Origin of the sequence: Stenotrophomonas acidaminiphila (assembly GCF_014109845.1) — a bacterium.
GTDB classification, from domain to species: Bacteria; Pseudomonadota; Gammaproteobacteria; order Xanthomonadales; family Xanthomonadaceae; genus Stenotrophomonas; species Stenotrophomonas acidaminiphila.
In genome coordinates, this window is the sequence record NZ_CP043567.1 from 3,524,426 (window position 1) to 3,538,872 (window position 14,447).

The following is a 14,447-nucleotide window of genomic DNA, read 5'->3' on the forward strand; positions in this document are numbered from 1 at the left end:
TCCCCGGAGCGCAGGCGCCCGGCGGCCGGGCCATTGGCACCTGCGAGCACGCTCCACCGATGATCCCGGACATTTCCCTCGAACCGCAGCGCGCGCGGCAACGCCTGGAGTGGGCCCGCGAGCGCCTGGCCGACGACACCGCCAGCATCGAGCGCGCCTCGGTGGATGCCGGCTTCCGCAGCTACTGGCGCGTCAGCGGCCGCGGCGGCAGCCACATCGTCATGGACGCCCCGCCCGGGCTGGAGGATCCACGGCCGTGGCTGCGCATGCGCGAGCTGCTGCTGGCGCACGGACTGCGGGTACCCGCGCTGCTCGCGCAGGACCTTGACGCCGGCTTCCTGCTGCTGGAGGACCTGGGCGCGCCGACCCTGGCCCGGATCCTGGACGCGCACAATGCCGATGCGTGGTTCGAGCGCGCCATGACCCAGTTGGTCCGGCTGCAGTCGATCCCGGTACCGGACGGGTTCGGCGAATTCGGCGAGGCGCTGCTGCAACGCGATGCCGGCCTGTTCGACGAATGGTTCCTGCAGCGCCACCTCGGGCTGCAGCTGGACTGCGGCGAGGTCGAGGGCCTGCAACTGGTGCAACGGCGGCTGATGGACAATGCGCTGGGCCAGGCGCAGCTGATGGCGCATCGCGATTTCATGCCGCGCAACCTGATGCCGGTGGCCGACGGCCCGGCGGTCCTGGATTTCCAGGACATGGTGCGGGGGCCGATCGCCTACGACCCGGTGAGCCTGTTCAAGGACGCGTTCCTGAGCTGGCCGCTGGAACGCGTGGACGGCTGGCTGGCGCGCTACCACGAGCGCGCGCGCGCCGCCGGCCTGCCGGTGCCCGACCGCGCCACCTTCCTGCGCGATGCCGACTGGATGGGCGTGCAGCGGCACCTGAAGATCCTCGGCATCTTCTCGCGCCTGCACTACCGCGACGGCAAGAGCCACTACCTGGAAGACGTGCCGCGCTTCATCGCCTATCTGGACGAGGTCCTGCCGCGCCACCCGCAGCTGGCCCCGCTGCAGTCGCTGCTGCAATCGCGGATCAAGCCGGCGCTCGCCGCGCGGGCCGCATGATGAAGGCCCTGGTTTTCGCCGCCGGGCTGGGCGAGCGCATGCGCCCGCTGACCGAGCACACGCCCAAGCCGCTGCTGCTGGCCGGGGGCAAGCCACTGATCGCATGGCACCTGGAAAAGCTGGCCGCGCTCGGCGTGCGCGAGGTGGTGATCAACACCTCGTGGCTGGCCGAACAGTTCCCCCTGGCGCTGGGCGACGGCAGCCGCTGGAACCTGCGCCTGCACTACGCCCACGAAGGGCCGACGCCGCTGGAGACCGGCGGCGGCATGCTCAACGCGCTGCCACTGCTGGGCGACGCGCCGTTCCTGGTGGTCAACGGCGACATCTGGACCGACTTCGATTTCTCGCTGCTGCCGCGCGAGCCTGCAGGCGAAGCGCACCTGCTGCTGGTGGACAATCCGCCGCAGCACCCGCGGGGCGACTACCACCTCGACGCGCACGGCGTGCTGCACGACGACCGCGCCGCGCCCTGCCTGACCTACGCCGGCATCGGCGTGTACCGCCCGTCGATCCTCGACGGCTGGCGCGCGGTGATCGGCGATGCGCCCGGCAGCGAACGTACGCCGCCGCGCTTCAGCGTGGTGCCGTTGCAGAAGCACTTCATGGCGCAGGGCCGCATCAGTGGCCAGCACTACCGCGGCCAGTGGACCGACGTCGGCACCCCGCAGCGCCTGCAGGCGCTGGAAGACGCGCTGCGCGCGGACGCGGGCCCGCTCCCCACCCGCTGATGCCCGGTTCCGGCGAGCGCATCGCCGGCGGAAACGTGCGGCCGGGGCGAGCCGCTCAGGACGCGTCCAGCACCTTGCGCAGGAACGGCACGGTGATGCGCCGCTTGGCCGCGAGCGATTCGCGGTCGAGCCGGTCCAGCAGCACCACCAGTCCACCCAGGTCGCGCCCGGTGCGGGTGAGCAACCAGTCGATCGCCGCCTGGTCCAGCGCCAGCCCACGGCGGATCGCGCGCTCGCGCAGCACCGCGCCGCGCCCGTCGTCGTCCAGCGCGTCGAGCATGATGCGTCCGCACTGCGACAGCCGCGAGCGCAGGTCCGGCAGCACCAGCCCCAATGCGTCGGGTGCGGCGCTGGCGGTATAGAGCAGGGTCACGCCGGCGGCACGCGCGCGGTTGTGGAAATCGAACAGCGCCACCTCGTCCCCGCGCTGGCCGGCGATGGCGTCCAGGCCATCCAGCGCGACCACGTCGCGCCCTTCCAGCGCCTCCAGCGCATCGCCCAGGCGCCCGGCGGCGGCCTGCAGCGGCAGGTAGGCCGAGCCGCGCCCGGCCTGCTCGGCGGCCGCGCACACGGCCAGCGCCAGGTGGGTCTTGCCACTGCCCGCGGGACCCACCAGGTACACCCAGTCGCGGCTGCCGCCGGTGGCGGCGGCGCGCAACTGCGCCAACGCCCCGTCCGGGGCGCCGATGAAACTCTCCAATCGCTGGTCCGGCGGGTAGCGCAGGGCCAGCGGCAACTGCGGCACGCTCACTTCGGCTCCACGTCCTTCGGCACGATGCCCATGCCCGGGGCGGGCTCGCCACTGGACTGCAGCACGATGGTCGGGCCATGCCCGGCGTACAGCTCGCTCTGCCGGTAGCGCTCGTGCGCGTAACGCAGCAGCACGTTGATCACCGCCGCCGCCGGCAGCGCCAGCAGCATGCCGAGGAAGCCGAACAGCTGGCCACCGGCCATCACCGCGAAGATCACCGCCACCGGGTGCAGGCCGATCTTGTCGCCGACGATGCGCGGGGTGAGCACGTAGCTCTCCAGCAACTGGCCGACGGTGAACACCACGCCGACCAGCGCCAGCAGCTTCAGGTCGAAGCCCTGCGCCTGCACCAGCGCCGCCAGCACCGCCAGCACCACGCCGGTGGTGGCGCCCAGGTAGGGAATGAAGCTGATGAGCCCGGCCACCAGGCCGATCAGCAGGCCGAGATTGAGCCCCACCACCGACAGCCCCACCGCGTACACCACGCCCAGCGCGATCATCACCGCGATCTGGCCGCGGATGAACGCGCCCAGCACATCGTTGGACTCGCGCGCCAGCCGCGACACGGTCTCGATATGGTTGCGCGGGATCACCGAGGCCACGCGCTCGACCAGCCGGTCCCAGTCGCGCAGGAAGTAATAGGCCAGGATCGGCAGCAGCGCCAGGTTGACCACCCAGGCCACCATCGCGAAGCCCGAACGCGACAGGTAGCCGAACAGCGTGCTCGCCGCGCCGCCGGCCTGCTGCCAGTGGGCGCGCACCCACTCGAACAGGCGCTCGGGCTCCAGCCAGCCGAGGATCTCCACGCCGGTGCGCCGCTCGATCCACGGCAGCGCCGTACCCATCAGCCATTCCTGCGCCTGCGGCAGCGCGGCCACGAGGGTGACGATCTGGCGCTGGATCATCGGCACCAGGATCAGCAGCGCCAGCGCCAGCAGCAGCACCATCAACGCGAACACCAGGATCACCGCGGTATTGCGCGAGCGGCCGCGGGCCTCCAGCCGGTCCACCAGCGGGTCGCCCAGCCAGGCCAGCATCAGCGCGACCACGAACGGGGTCAGGATCGGTGCCAGCAGCCACAGCACCCACATTGCGAACGCGCCCATCACCGCCCACTTCACGCGGCGCAGGAACAGTGCGATCTCGGTATCGGCGCTGCCGCTCATCGGACGCGGTACTCGGCCGTGGTGGACGCCGGCGCGCCTTCGGCAGGCGGCGCCACCGGCTGCAGCGCGGCATCGGCGCCCAGCATGCGGTTCAGGCCCTGCAGCCCGCTCATCAGCTCCAGGTCCAGCTCCAGGCGGTCGCCGGAGGCCTGTACCGGCACGATCGAGCGCACCACCGCCACCGACTGCAGGGTCGCGGCCACCCGCAGGTAGTCGGCCGCGGTGCGCAGGCCGCTGACCCGGATCCGGTAGATACCGGCGGCACCGGTCACCGGCGCCTTGGCGTAGCGCTTGACCAGCGCGTCGGCGGCACCGTCGGCACCGCCGGCCATGGCACGGCGGGCGTCGCCGTCGCGGGTGCTCCAGCGGGCCAGCTCGCGGCCGTCGTCGACGAACACCCAGTCGGCGATCCAGCCGCCACCGCTGGCGCGGTACAGCTTGCCGACCAGTTGCATCGGCGGGGCGTAACGCGCCGAGGCACGGGCGATGGCAGCGGTGTCCTGGCGCCAGATCGCGCCCACCAGCGCCTGCTCGGCGGCGCCGCCACCGGGCAGGCCCAGGCGGAAACCGCGTTCGATGGCGCGGTCCAGCAGCGGGCGCGCCGCGTTGGCCTGCTGCACGCCCACCAGGCGCGGGCCGCTGCCGTCGTCGATCGCCATCCACACCACCGGCTTGGGCCGTGGCTGCGGCCATATCGGCAGGCCCAGCGCCGCGACCAGCCCGTCCACGTCGTCCTGGCGGAAACGCGCCACCAGCATGGTCCGGAAGCTCGGCGCGCCGGATGCGGAGACGCTCTGGTCCTGGCGGTAGTCGTAGCTCTCGACCAGGTCCTTGGCGCTGCGCAGCGCCTGCGCCACGCCCGGGCGGGTCATGGCGCTGCGGTCGCCGGACAGCTTGCCCAGCACCGCGCCGAGCGCGCGCGCCAGCGCGCCGTTGCGGTCGGCGTCGCCCTGGCTGTTGACCGGCACCTCGGCCTCGTAGGCATTCTGGGCGCTGGCGATATCGCCCTCGGTGCGCACGCCGGACTGCGCAAGCGCCGCCGGGACGGACAGGCAGAGCGCCAGAAACAGGTAAAAGGCCAGGCTGCGACGCATTGAGGGTTCCATTGCTCGACGGTTCCGGTGGGAATTGTTGCCCGAATGCGGCCTTGGCGCCAACGTGGCCTGTTAAAATCGCCCGTTCACCCCGCCAGTGCAGCCGCCCGTGACCAGTTCCCCGACTTCCGCCAACTCTCCCCTGACCTACCGTGACGCCGGCGTGGACATCGACGCGGGCAACGAACTGGTCGAGCGCATCAAGCCGCTGGTCAAGCGCAGCTTCCGTCCCGAGGTGATGGGCGGGCTGGGCGGTTTCGGCGCGCTGTTCGACCTGTCGGGCAAGTACCGCGAGCCGGTACTGGTCTCGGGTACCGATGGCGTCGGCACCAAGCTCAAGCTGGCCCAGCAGCTCGGCCGCCACGACACCATCGGCATCGACCTGGTCGCCATGTGCGTGAACGACGTGCTGGTGCAGGGCGCCGAACCGCTGTTCTTCCTGGATTACTTCGCCACCGGCAAGCTCGACATCGACACCGCCGCGGCCGTGGTCGGCGGCATCGCCAACGGCTGTACCGAGGCCGGCTGCGCGCTGATCGGCGGCGAGACCGCCGAGATGCCCGACATGTACGCCCCGGGCGAGTACGACCTGGCCGGCTTCACCGTGGCCGCGGTGGAAAAGAGCGAGCTGAAGGACGGCTCCAGCGTGCGCCAGGGCGACGTGCTGATCGGCATCGCCTCCTCCGGCCCGCACTCCAACGGCTACTCGCTGGTGCGCCGCATCTACGACCGCGCCGGCCAGCCGGCGGACCTGGTGCTGGAGGACGGCGTGAAGCTGGTCGACGCGCTGATGGCGCCGACCCGCCTGTACGTCAAGCCGATCCTGTCGCTGCTCCGGGAGCACGGCGCGGCGATCCACGGCATGGCCCACATCACCGGCGGCGGCCTGACCGAGAACATCATCCGGGTCGTGCCCGACGGCCTGGGCCTGGACATCGACGCCGCAAGCTGGACCCTGCCGCCGGTGTTCCAGTGGCTGCAGCGCGAAGGCAACGTCGCCGACAGCGAGATGTGGCGCACCTTCAACTGCGGCATCGGCTTCGTGCTGCTGGTGCCGGCCGACCAGGCCGCTGCCATCGGCGCCTCGCTCGACGCGCTGCAGCTGGCGCACTGGCGGATCGGCCAGGTGGTCGCGGCCGACGGCGGCGAGCGCGTCCGCATCGGCTGACCCTCCCCGTCCCATGTCCCCCGCCAAGAAGGCCGCGTTCGCCGGCGTGCTCGCCGTGTTCCTGCTCACCTGGATCAAACCCATGTGGCCGCTGGAACAGGCCCTGCACAGCTCGCTGACCGTGGTCGGGCTGGCCGCGTTGTGGTGGGTGGACCGGCGCTGGCCGCTGGGCGTCGGCGCCTTCGCCGCGGTCTGCGGATTCGTCGCGCTGCACTGCATCGGTGCGCGCTGGCTGTATTCCAACGTGCCGTACGAAGCCTGGCTGCAGGCGCTGACCGGCTGGTCGCCCGGCGCGGCCTTCGGCTGGCAGCGCAATCATTTCGATCGCCTGATCCACCTCCTGTATGGCGCCTGCTTCACCCCGGCGCTGGCGCAGCTGGCGCGCCATGCCTGGCCGGCGCTGCGTGGCGGTCAGGCGTTCGTGCTGGCGGTGATGATGGTCATGTGCTCCAGCCTGGTCTACGAATGGCTGGAATGGGGCATCGCCCTGGCGTTGTCGCCGGAAGCCGCCGAGGCCTACAACGGGCAGCAGGGCGATGTCTGGGACGCGCACGCGGACATGCTGCTGGCCACCATCGGCAGCCTGCTGGCATGGCCACTGGCACGGCGGGCACCCCAATGAGCGCGCCGTCCCGCATCGCCGTGCTCGCCTCCGGCCGCGGCAGCAACCTGCAGTGCCTGCTGGACGGCATCGCCGACGGGCAGCTGCACGCGCGCATCGCCGGCGTGTTCTCCGACCGGCCCGGCGCCGCGGCCCTGGACAAGGTCGCCGCGGCGCAGCGCTGGGCGCGCAAGCCAGGCGAATTCGCCAGCCGCGAGGCCTTCGATGCCGCGCTCGGCGACGCCGTGGCCGCCAGCGCACCGGACTGGATCGTCTGCGCCGGCTACATGCGCATCCTCGGCGCCGGCTTCGTCCAGCGCTTCGCCGGCCGCCTGGTCAACATCCATCCTTCGCTGCTGCCGCTGCACAAGGGCCTGCACACCCACGCCCGCGCCATCGAGGCCGGCGATGCCGAACATGGCGCCAGCGTCCATTTCGTCGTCCCCGAGCTGGATGCGGGCGCGGTGATCGCGCAGGCGCGGGTGCCGGTACTGGCCGGCGACGACGCCGATGCCCTGGCCACGCGGGTCCTGGCGGTCGAGCACCCGCTGCTGCTGGCGACCGTACGCCTGCTCATCGACGGGCGCGTGGCTGAACGGGACGGCACGGTGCTGCTCGACGGTCAGTCCCTGTTTAATCCACTGCGCCTAGATTCCGACGGGACCCTTCGGCGCTGATCCGCACATGCCGCTGATGCGCTGGCTGGCATGATGACCATCCCATCCGCCCTGATCCGAGCATGACCATCGCCTTCCTCAAACCGGTAGTGCTGGCAAGCCTGCTGACGACCCTGCCGGTCGTGGCCCAGGAAACCGCCCCCGCCGGGCCCGCGGCGCTGCCGCCGGCCGAATGGGACCCGCCGGCACTGGAGCCGTTCGTCGCCACCTACCAGGCCTTCTACAAGGGCAAGGAGGCCGGCGACGCGACCATGCGCGTGGTCCATGACGATGGCGTGCGCTGGCGCGTGGACATGGCCGTGCGCGGCCGCCGCGGGTTCGCCGGCGTGCTGGGCCTGAACCTGGAGCAGAGTACCGTGTTCGACAACCAGGGCACGGTGTACGTGCCGCTGAGCCAGAGCACGGTGAAGAAGGCGCTGTTCCTGGGCAGGAAGGTCACCGGCACCTACGACTGGCGCGATGGCACCGCGCAGTGGCAGGGCGACCTCAAGAAGGAGCGGCAGCGCCCCATCCCCCTGCAGCCCGGCGACCAGAGCGCGCTGCTGCTCAACCTGTCGCTGATGCGCGACGCCCGCCCCGGCCAGCCGCTGCGCTACCGCTACGTCGACGTGGGCCGGGTCCGCCAGTACGAATACCAGGCCGCCACCGCCACCGAGACCGTGCAGGTCGGCGACCTCAGCTACGACGCGCTGCGCGTCTACCGCACCAACGGCGGCAACGACGAAACCATCCTGTGGATCGCCAACGGCGTGCCGACCCCGGTGCGCATCCTGCAGCGCGAGGATGGCGAGGACGCCATCGACCTGCGCCTGACCGAATACCAAGGAGCCTGAGCATGAAGCCCATCCTGCGCCACCTCCCACTGGCCGCCGCGGCCCTGGCCGCGCTGGCAAGCACCCCTGCGCTGGCCATGCAGCCGTTCACCGCCGACTACCAGGCCAGCTACATGGGCCTGCAGGCCAACGGCGTGATGACCCTGGCCGCGGAGAACGGCGGCAAGTGGCGCTATACGCTGCAGGTCAAGAACCAGCTGGCCGAGCTGAGCCAGAGCACGCTGTTCGACGAGCAGAACGGCCGCCTGCGGCCGCTCAGCAGCCGCGACGCCTCGGTGATTCCGTTCAAGCGCCGCGCGGTCGAGGCACGCTACGACTGGGGCAGCAGCCAGGCCACCTGGAGCGGCGACGTCAAGCCGGAGCGGCGCGGGCCGGTGGCGCTGCAGAACGGCGACATGGACGGGCTGCTGATCAACCTCGCCATCGCCCGTGACGTTGCCGCCGGCAAGCCGCTCAACTACCGCATGGTGGACGACGGCCGGGTCAAGACCCTGTCCTACCGCGTCGTCGGCAAGGAAAACATGACCGTCGACGGCAAGACCGTGGAAGCCACCAAGGTTTCGCGCGTGGACGGCAACAAGGAACAGATCGCCTGGGTCGCGCCGGGCATGCCGGTCCCGGTGCGCCTGCTGCAGCGCGAGGGCGGCCGCGACGCGCTGGACCTGACGATCAAATCGCTGCGCTGAACGCCGCCGGCGCGGCCCTCTGGAATGCGAAAAGGCCGCCCGGAGGCGGCCTTTTCGTTGCGCATCGCGGCCGGTCTTACTTGACCAGCTTGGCGATGGCGGCGCCCAGGTCGCCCGGCGAACGCACGGTGACGACGCCAGCGGCTTCCATCGCCGCGAACTTGCCCTCGGCGGTGCCCTTGCCGCCCGAGGCGATCGCACCGGCGTGGCCCATGCGCTTGCCGGCCGGCGCCGAGGCACCGGCGATGAAACCGACGACCGGCTTCTTCACGTGTGCCTTGATGTACTCGGCACCGGCTTCCTCGGCGTCGCCGCCGATTTCGCCGACCATGATGATGCCTTCGGTCTGCGGGTCTTCGTTGAACAGCTTCAGGCAGTCGACGAAGTTCAGGCCGTTGATCGGGTCGCCACCGATGCCGATGCAGGTGGACTGGCCCAGGCCGACTTCGGTGGTCTGCTTGACCGCTTCATAGGTCAGGGTGCCCGAACGCGACACGATGCCGATCTTGCCCGGCTTGTGGATGTGGCCCGGCATGATGCCGATCTTGCACTCGCCCGGGGTGATCACGCCGGGGCAGTTCGGCCCGATCAGCACGGTCTGCGGGTAGGTGCGGGTCAGCACGTTCTTGACCCGCAGCATGTCCAGCACCGGGATGCCCTCGGTGATGCAGACGATGACCTTGATGCCGGCGGCAGCGGCTTCAAGGATGGCGTCGGCGGCGAACGGCGGCGGCACGTAGATGACCGACGCATCGGCGCCGGTGCTGGCCACGGCATCGGCCACGGTGTTGAACACCGGCAGGTCGATGTGGGTGGTACCGCCCTTGCCCGGGGTGACGCCGCCCACGACCTGGGTGCCGTACTCGATCATCTGGGTGGCGTGGAAGGTGCCCTGCTGGCCGGTGAAGCCCTGCACGATCACCTTGGTGTTCTTGTTAATCAAAACGGACATTCGTTTGAGTCCTCTGAATCTCTTGCTGTTTGTCGGCTTCGGAACCACATGATGTTCCGCCATGCGGAACATCACTCAGACATGCCGCCACATCCCCCGCATCGTCGCTTCGCGGCGATGCCGCCCCCTTGACTCAAGGGGGCTGGAGAAGCGCAGCCCGGTGCCCCGAAACAGGGAATGATCAGGCGGCGGCGTTCTTGACCGCTTCAACGACCTTCTTGGCGCCGTCGTTGATGTTGTCGGCCGGGATGATGGCCATGCCGCTGTCGCGCAGCAGCTGCTTGCCTTCTTCCACGTTGGTGCCTTCCAGGCGCACCACCACCGGGACCTTGACGCCCACTTCCTTGACCGCGGCGATGATGCCTTCGGCGATCATGTCGCAGCGGACGATGCCGCCGAAGATGTTGACGAAGATGCCCTCGACCTTGTCCGAGGACAGGATCAGCTTGAACGCCTCGATCACGCGCTGCTTGTTCGCGCCGCCGCCCACGTCCAGGAAGTTCGCCGGCTCGCCGCCGTTGAGCTTGATGACGTCCATGGTGGCCATGGCCAGGCCGGCGCCGTTGACCATGCAGCCGATGTTGCCGTCCATGGTCACGTAGTTGATGTCCAGCTCCGAAGCGGTGACTTCGGTCTCGTCTTCCTGGGACTTGTCGCGCATGGCGACCAGTTCCTTGTGGCGGAAGCTGGCGTTGTCGTCGCTGTTGAACTTGCCGTCCAGCGCGTACAGGTTGCCGTCGTCCAGGATCGCCAGCGGGTTGATCTCGACCAGCGCCAGGTCCTTCTCGTTGAAGATCCGGTACAGGTTCACCATGATGTTGGCGAACTGGCCGGCCTGCTTGGCGGTCAGGCCCATCTTGAAGCCGATGTCACGGCCGTGGTAACCCTGCACGCCCTCGACGAAGTCCACGTTCAGGGTGTGGATCTTGTCCGGGGTCTCGGCGGCGACCTGCTCGATCTCCATGCCGCCTTCCGAAGAGGCGATGAAGCTGATGGTGCGGGTGCCACGGTCGACCAGCACCGACAGGTACAGCTCCTTGACGATCTCACCGGCGGTGGTGACCAGCACCAGGTTGATCGGCAGTTCGACGCCGGCGGTCTGGTAGGTCGCCATCTTGGTGCCAAGCATCTTGGCCGCGGCGGCCTTCACGTCTTCGACGGTCTTGCAGAACTTGACGCCGCCGGCCTTGCCGCGGCCGCCTGCGTGGATCTGCGCCTTGACCATCCAGGGGCCCTGGCCCAGCGACTGGGCAACGGCGACCGCCTCGTCCGGGGTAGCCGCGACCTTGCCGGCCGGGACGGGGATGCCGTACTCGGCAAGCAGTTGTTTTGCCTGGTATTCGTGGAAATTCATGTGTCACCGTGGGAATGGGAACAACCGCCACGAGTCCACAGGGCCAATGGATGGCCTTCCTGCAGGGCGGGCGGGCCCACCATTGTCGCCGACCACGGCCCGTGGCGCAAAGAACGCCATCCGCGGCGCCCGCCAGGCAGCGGAATCCCGCACTGTTTCAGTGACCTGGCGGCCGCCGGCGGATTGTCCCGGCGAGCGGCCACGGCGGCCGCCACCGCGCACCTATACTCCAACCTGCCGCCCCCGCCGGAGCCCCGCGCTTGCTCTCCCGTTCCTCGCTGATCGACCGCATCGAATCGATACCGCAGCGCGAGCTCTATTTCTTCGCGCTGTACCGGGTGCTGATCGCCAGCCTGATCGCGGCGCTGCTGTTCAGCCCGCTGAACGCGCTGATGAGCGAGGCCCACCACCCGCTGCTGGCGCGCGCGGTGTGCATCGGCTACCTGATGATCGCGCTGGGCCTGCTGGCCTGGGGGCGCAACGAACGCTGGCTGCAGCCGCTGGTGTTCTGGGGCGCGGTGAGCGACATCCTCGCCGCCACCCTGCTCATCCATGCCCTGCCCGGCGCCAGTGCCGGCATCTCGATGACACTGATGTTCAACATCTCCGCCGCGGCGATGATGCTGCCGCTGTCCGGCGGCATGCTGCTGGCGATGATCGCCAGCATCGCCACCGTGGCCGAGTTCGGCTGGCGCGAACTGGAGGGTGCCGAGAGCACCCGCACGCTGGCCGAGCTGGCGATGTTCATCACCAGCTACCTCGCCCTGGCCTGGATCAGCTACCAGATCGGCAACCGCGCCCGCCGCAACCAGCAGCTCGCCGAGCGGCGCGGCGCCGAAGTCGCCAACCTGTTCGAGATCAACGAGCTGATCATCCGCCGCATGCGCACCGGGGTACTGGTGGTGGACGGCGGCGGCCGCATCGCCCTTGCCAACGAGGCCGCCACCGCCCTGCTCGGCGAGGCCGGCGATGGTCTGGCCGGCGGCCAGGCGCGGCTGGGCCAGGTCGCACCCGAACTGGCCCGGCGCCTGCAACGCTGGCGCAATGGCGCAGCCGAGGAAGAGCTGCCGCTGCACCTGGCCAACGGCCAGGCCGAAGTGCAGCCGCGCTTCGCCCGGTTGCTGGCCGACAGCGACCAGACCCTGCTGTTCCTGGACGACACCAGCGTGGTCTCGCGCCGCGCCGAGTCGCTCACCCTGTCCACCCTGGGGCGCTTCTCGGCCAGCCTCGCCCACGAGATCCGCAACCCGCTGGCGGCGATCAACTACGCCACCCAGTTGCTGGAGGAATCCAGCGACCTGGGCGACGCCGACCGCCGCCTGCTGCAGATCATCCACCAGCAGTGCCAGCGCACCAACGGCATCGTCGAGAGCGTGCTGGCGCTGGCCCGCCGCGAGCGCGCCAGCCCGGAGAACCTGGACCTGGCCAGCTTCGTGCGCCGCTTCGTGCTCGAGTACCGGCAGACCCTGTCCACCGAGACCGACAACGTCGAATCCATCATCCGCGAATCCTCGGTACCGGCGCTGATGGACCCGCGCCACCTGCACCAGGTCCTGACCGCGCTGGTGCACAACGCGCTCAAGTACGGGCGCGCCGGCGACGAACCGGCGCAGGTGCGCATACGCGTCGCATCCGCGGGCCGGCATGCGCTGATCGACGTGATCGACCGCGGCCCCGGCATCCCCGAGGCGGTGGCCGCGCAGTTGTTCCGGCCGTTCTACACCACCTCCGAACACGGCACCGGGCTCGGCCTGTACATCGCGCAGGAGCTGTGCCGGGCCAGCCAGGCACGGCTGGAGTACATCCCGATTCCCACCCGCGGCGCCTGTTTCCGCATCGTCATGCCTGCGCCGCACGGCGCTTTCGCCGCCTGATCCGGTGCGGCCGGGATGACCGGAAGATGACGCCCGGGGCCTGACTCGGCTATCGTTTTCAACATGAACGTGACGCATAGCGCGCTGGTCGTCGACGACGAACGGGACATCCGCGAACTCCTGGTCCTCACTCTCGGCCGGATGGGACTGCGCATCAGTACCGCCGCCAATCTGGCCGAAGCCCGCGAACTGCTGGGCAGCAACAGCTTCGATCTGTGCCTGACCGACATGCGCCTGCCCGACGGCAACGGCATCGAGCTGGTCACCGAGATCGCACGCGACCACCCGCGTACGCCGGTGGCGATGATCACCGCATTCGGCAGCATGGACCTGGCGGTGGAGGCGCTGAAGGCCGGCGCCTTCGACTTCGTCAGCAAGCCGGTGGACATCAGCGTGCTGCGCGGCATGGTCAAGCACGCGCTGGAACTCAACAACAGCGAGCGCGCGGCGCAGCCCGCGGCACCGGAAAGCGCCTCGCGCCTGCTCGGCGGGTCGCAGGCGATGTCCGACCTGCGCGCCACCATCGCCAAGGTCGCGCGCAGCCAGGCGCCGGTCTACATCGTCGGCGAATCCGGCGTCGGCAAGGAACTGGTGGCGCGCACCATCCACGACCAGGGCGCACGCGCGGCCGGGCCGTTCATCCCGGTCAACTGCGGCGCCATTCCCGGCGAACTGATGGAAAGCGAGTTCTTCGGCCACAAGAAGGGCAGCTTCACCGGCGCGCATGCGGACAAACCGGGGCTGTTCCAGGCCGCGCATGGCGGCACCCTGTTCCTGGACGAAGTCGCCGAACTGCCGCTGCAGATGCAGGTCAAGCTGCTGCGCGCGATCCAGGAGAAATCGGTACGACCGGTCGGCTCGGCCACCGAAGTGCCGGTGGACGTGCGCATCCTGTCGGCCACGCACAAGGACCTGGCGGTGCTGGTGCAGGACGGCCGCTTCCGCCACGACCTGTACTACCGCATCAACGTCATCGAACTGCGCGTACCGCCGCTGCGCGAGCGGCGTGGCGACCTGCCGCAGCTGGCCGCGGCCATCCTCAGCCGGCTGGCGCGCTCGCAGCAGCTGCCCACGCCGCTGTTGTCGCCCTCGGCACTGGATGCCCTGGGCGGCTATGCCTTCCCCGGCAACGTGCGCGAACTGGAGAACGTACTGGAACGCGCGCTCGCCCTGGCCGATGGCGACAGCATCGGCGCCAGCGACCTGCGCCTGCCGGTCCCGCGCTGCGATGCCGGCGGCGCGGCCGAGGAAGCTTCGACCGACACCGATGCCGGCAATGCCGCCCTTCCCTCGTACATCGAACAGATGGAACGCGCGGCCATCCAGAAGGCGCTGGAAGAAAACCGCTGGAACCGGACCCGCACCGCGGCGCAGCTGGGCATCACCTTCCGGGCGCTGCGCTACAAGCTCAAGAAACTGGGCATGGACTGAGACACCGCGCGTCGCCGCCCGGGGCCGCCGGTGCGGCGCACGCTGCGCGGGGAGCGCACCCG

At 70.0% G+C, this 14,447-nt stretch carries 14 protein-coding genes; 9 read left to right on the plus strand and 5 right to left on the minus strand.

The genetic code is table 11. The features are described from left to right. Nucleotides 1–62: 62 nt before the first annotated feature. Complete coding sequence (locus tag F0P95_RS16075) at nucleotides 63–1,070, plus strand: aminoglycoside phosphotransferase family protein (protein ID WP_425515942.1); 1,008 nt, start codon at nucleotides 63–65, stop codon at nucleotides 1,068–1,070. Beyond that, nucleotides 1,070–1,798: an N-acetylmuramate alpha-1-phosphate uridylyltransferase MurU gene (murU, locus tag F0P95_RS16080; RefSeq protein ID WP_182335064.1), complete on the plus strand. Its 729-nt coding sequence runs from the start codon at nucleotides 1,070–1,072 to the stop codon at nucleotides 1,796–1,798. The genes F0P95_RS16075 and murU overlap by 1 nt, the downstream gene beginning before the upstream one ends. Before the next feature lie 55 nt (nucleotides 1,799–1,853). On the opposite strand, the gene hda is transcribed toward murU, so the two are convergent. From hda to F0P95_RS16095, 3 genes are read right to left on the minus strand one after another with little or no spacing between them, the layout of a single operon-like run. Next, entirely contained in the window at nucleotides 1,854–2,549 is a 696-nt protein-coding gene (hda, locus tag F0P95_RS16085) for a DnaA regulatory inactivator Hda (RefSeq protein WP_182335065.1), read from the minus strand. Continuing rightward, on the minus strand, nucleotides 2,546–3,715 hold the full coding sequence (locus F0P95_RS16090; protein WP_182335066.1) for an AI-2E family transporter: 1,170 nt from the start codon (nucleotides 3,713–3,715) through the stop codon (nucleotides 2,546–2,548). The genes hda and F0P95_RS16090 overlap by 4 nt, the downstream gene beginning before the upstream one ends. After that, nucleotides 3,712–4,821 carry a DUF2066 domain-containing protein gene (locus tag F0P95_RS16095; protein ID WP_182335067.1) on the minus strand — a complete coding sequence of 370 codons (1,110 nt, stop codon included), beginning with the start codon at nucleotides 4,819–4,821 and terminating at the stop codon, nucleotides 3,712–3,714. Before F0P95_RS16095 ends, F0P95_RS16090 begins: the two co-directional genes overlap by 4 nt. 97 nt (nucleotides 4,822–4,918) lie before the next feature. Here F0P95_RS16095 and purM point away from each other — a divergent pair, with 97 nt between their 5' ends. From purM to F0P95_RS16120, 5 genes are all read left to right on the plus strand, one after another. Continuing rightward, on the plus strand, nucleotides 4,919–5,977 hold the full coding sequence (gene purM / locus F0P95_RS16100) for a phosphoribosylformylglycinamidine cyclo-ligase (protein ID WP_182335068.1): 1,059 nt from the start codon (nucleotides 4,919–4,921) through the stop codon (nucleotides 5,975–5,977). A 13-nt stretch (nucleotides 5,978–5,990) separates the two neighbouring features. Then, a complete protein-coding gene (locus tag F0P95_RS16105; protein ID WP_182335069.1) occupies nucleotides 5,991–6,599 on the plus strand; it encodes a DUF2238 domain-containing protein in 609 nt (202 codons plus the stop codon). Then, nucleotides 6,596–7,255 (plus strand): phosphoribosylglycinamide formyltransferase, encoded by a 660-nt coding sequence (gene purN / locus F0P95_RS16110; RefSeq protein WP_182335070.1) that lies wholly within the window; start codon nucleotides 6,596–6,598, stop codon nucleotides 7,253–7,255. The genes F0P95_RS16105 and purN overlap by 4 nt, the downstream gene beginning before the upstream one ends. A 62-nt stretch (nucleotides 7,256–7,317) precedes the next feature. After that, nucleotides 7,318–8,088: a DUF3108 domain-containing protein gene (locus F0P95_RS16115; protein ID WP_182335071.1), complete on the plus strand. Its 771-nt coding sequence runs from the start codon at nucleotides 7,318–7,320 to the stop codon at nucleotides 8,086–8,088. Between the two features lie 2 nt (nucleotides 8,089–8,090). After that, the gene (locus tag F0P95_RS16120; protein ID WP_182335072.1) at nucleotides 8,091–8,774 is read left to right on the plus strand and encodes a DUF3108 domain-containing protein; all 684 of its coding nucleotides are present in this window, start codon (nucleotides 8,091–8,093) and stop codon (nucleotides 8,772–8,774) included. A gap of 76 nt (nucleotides 8,775–8,850) precedes the next feature. Here the strand turns inward: F0P95_RS16120 and sucD are convergent, their stop codons facing one another. Next, nucleotides 8,851–9,726 carry a succinate--CoA ligase subunit alpha gene (gene sucD, locus F0P95_RS16125; protein WP_182335073.1) on the minus strand — a complete coding sequence of 292 codons (876 nt, stop codon included), beginning with the start codon at nucleotides 9,724–9,726 and terminating at the stop codon, nucleotides 8,851–8,853. Between the two features lie 181 nt (nucleotides 9,727–9,907). Further along, nucleotides 9,908–11,080 carry an ADP-forming succinate--CoA ligase subunit beta gene (sucC, locus tag F0P95_RS16130; protein WP_054667218.1) on the minus strand — a complete coding sequence of 391 codons (1,173 nt, stop codon included), beginning with the start codon at nucleotides 11,078–11,080 and terminating at the stop codon, nucleotides 9,908–9,910. 260 nt (nucleotides 11,081–11,340) lie between these two features. Between sucC and F0P95_RS16135 the strand changes: the two genes are divergently transcribed. Together F0P95_RS16135 and F0P95_RS16140 are read left to right on the plus strand one after the other, a co-directional pair. Then, the gene (locus F0P95_RS16135) at nucleotides 11,341–12,954 is read left to right on the plus strand and encodes a sensor histidine kinase (RefSeq protein ID WP_182335074.1); all 1,614 of its coding nucleotides are present in this window, start codon (nucleotides 11,341–11,343) and stop codon (nucleotides 12,952–12,954) included. A gap of 63 nt (nucleotides 12,955–13,017) precedes the next feature. Next, nucleotides 13,018–14,385 (plus strand): sigma-54-dependent transcriptional regulator, encoded by a 1,368-nt coding sequence (locus tag F0P95_RS16140; RefSeq protein WP_182335075.1) that lies wholly within the window; start codon nucleotides 13,018–13,020, stop codon nucleotides 14,383–14,385. Nucleotides 14,386–14,447: the final 62 nt, after the last annotated feature.

Coding starts and splice junctions, on each gene's coding strand:
- F0P95_RS16140 (WP_182335075.1), top strand. CDS start 13,018: ATGAACGTGACGCATAGCGCGCTGGTCGTCGACGACGAACGGGACATC.
- F0P95_RS16105 (WP_182335069.1), top strand. CDS start 5,991: ATGTCCCCCGCCAAGAAGGCCGCGTTCGCCGGCGTGCTCGCCGTGTTC.
- F0P95_RS16120 (WP_182335072.1), top strand. CDS start 8,091: ATGAAGCCCATCCTGCGCCACCTCCCACTGGCCGCCGCGGCCCTGGCC.
- purN (WP_182335070.1), top strand. CDS start 6,596: ATGAGCGCGCCGTCCCGCATCGCCGTGCTCGCCTCCGGCCGCGGCAGC.
- F0P95_RS16115 (WP_182335071.1), top strand. CDS start 7,318: ATGACCATCGCCTTCCTCAAACCGGTAGTGCTGGCAAGCCTGCTGACG.
- sucC (WP_054667218.1), bottom strand. CDS start 11,080: ATGAATTTCCACGAATACCAGGCAAAACAACTGCTTGCCGAGTACGGC.
- sucD (WP_182335073.1), bottom strand. CDS start 9,726: ATGTCCGTTTTGATTAACAAGAACACCAAGGTGATCGTGCAGGGCTTC.
- murU (WP_182335064.1), top strand. CDS start 1,070: ATGAAGGCCCTGGTTTTCGCCGCCGGGCTGGGCGAGCGCATGCGCCCG.
- F0P95_RS16095 (WP_182335067.1), bottom strand. CDS start 4,821: ATGGAACCCTCAATGCGTCGCAGCCTGGCCTTTTACCTGTTTCTGGCG.
- F0P95_RS16090 (WP_182335066.1), bottom strand. CDS start 3,715: ATGAGCGGCAGCGCCGATACCGAGATCGCACTGTTCCTGCGCCGCGTG.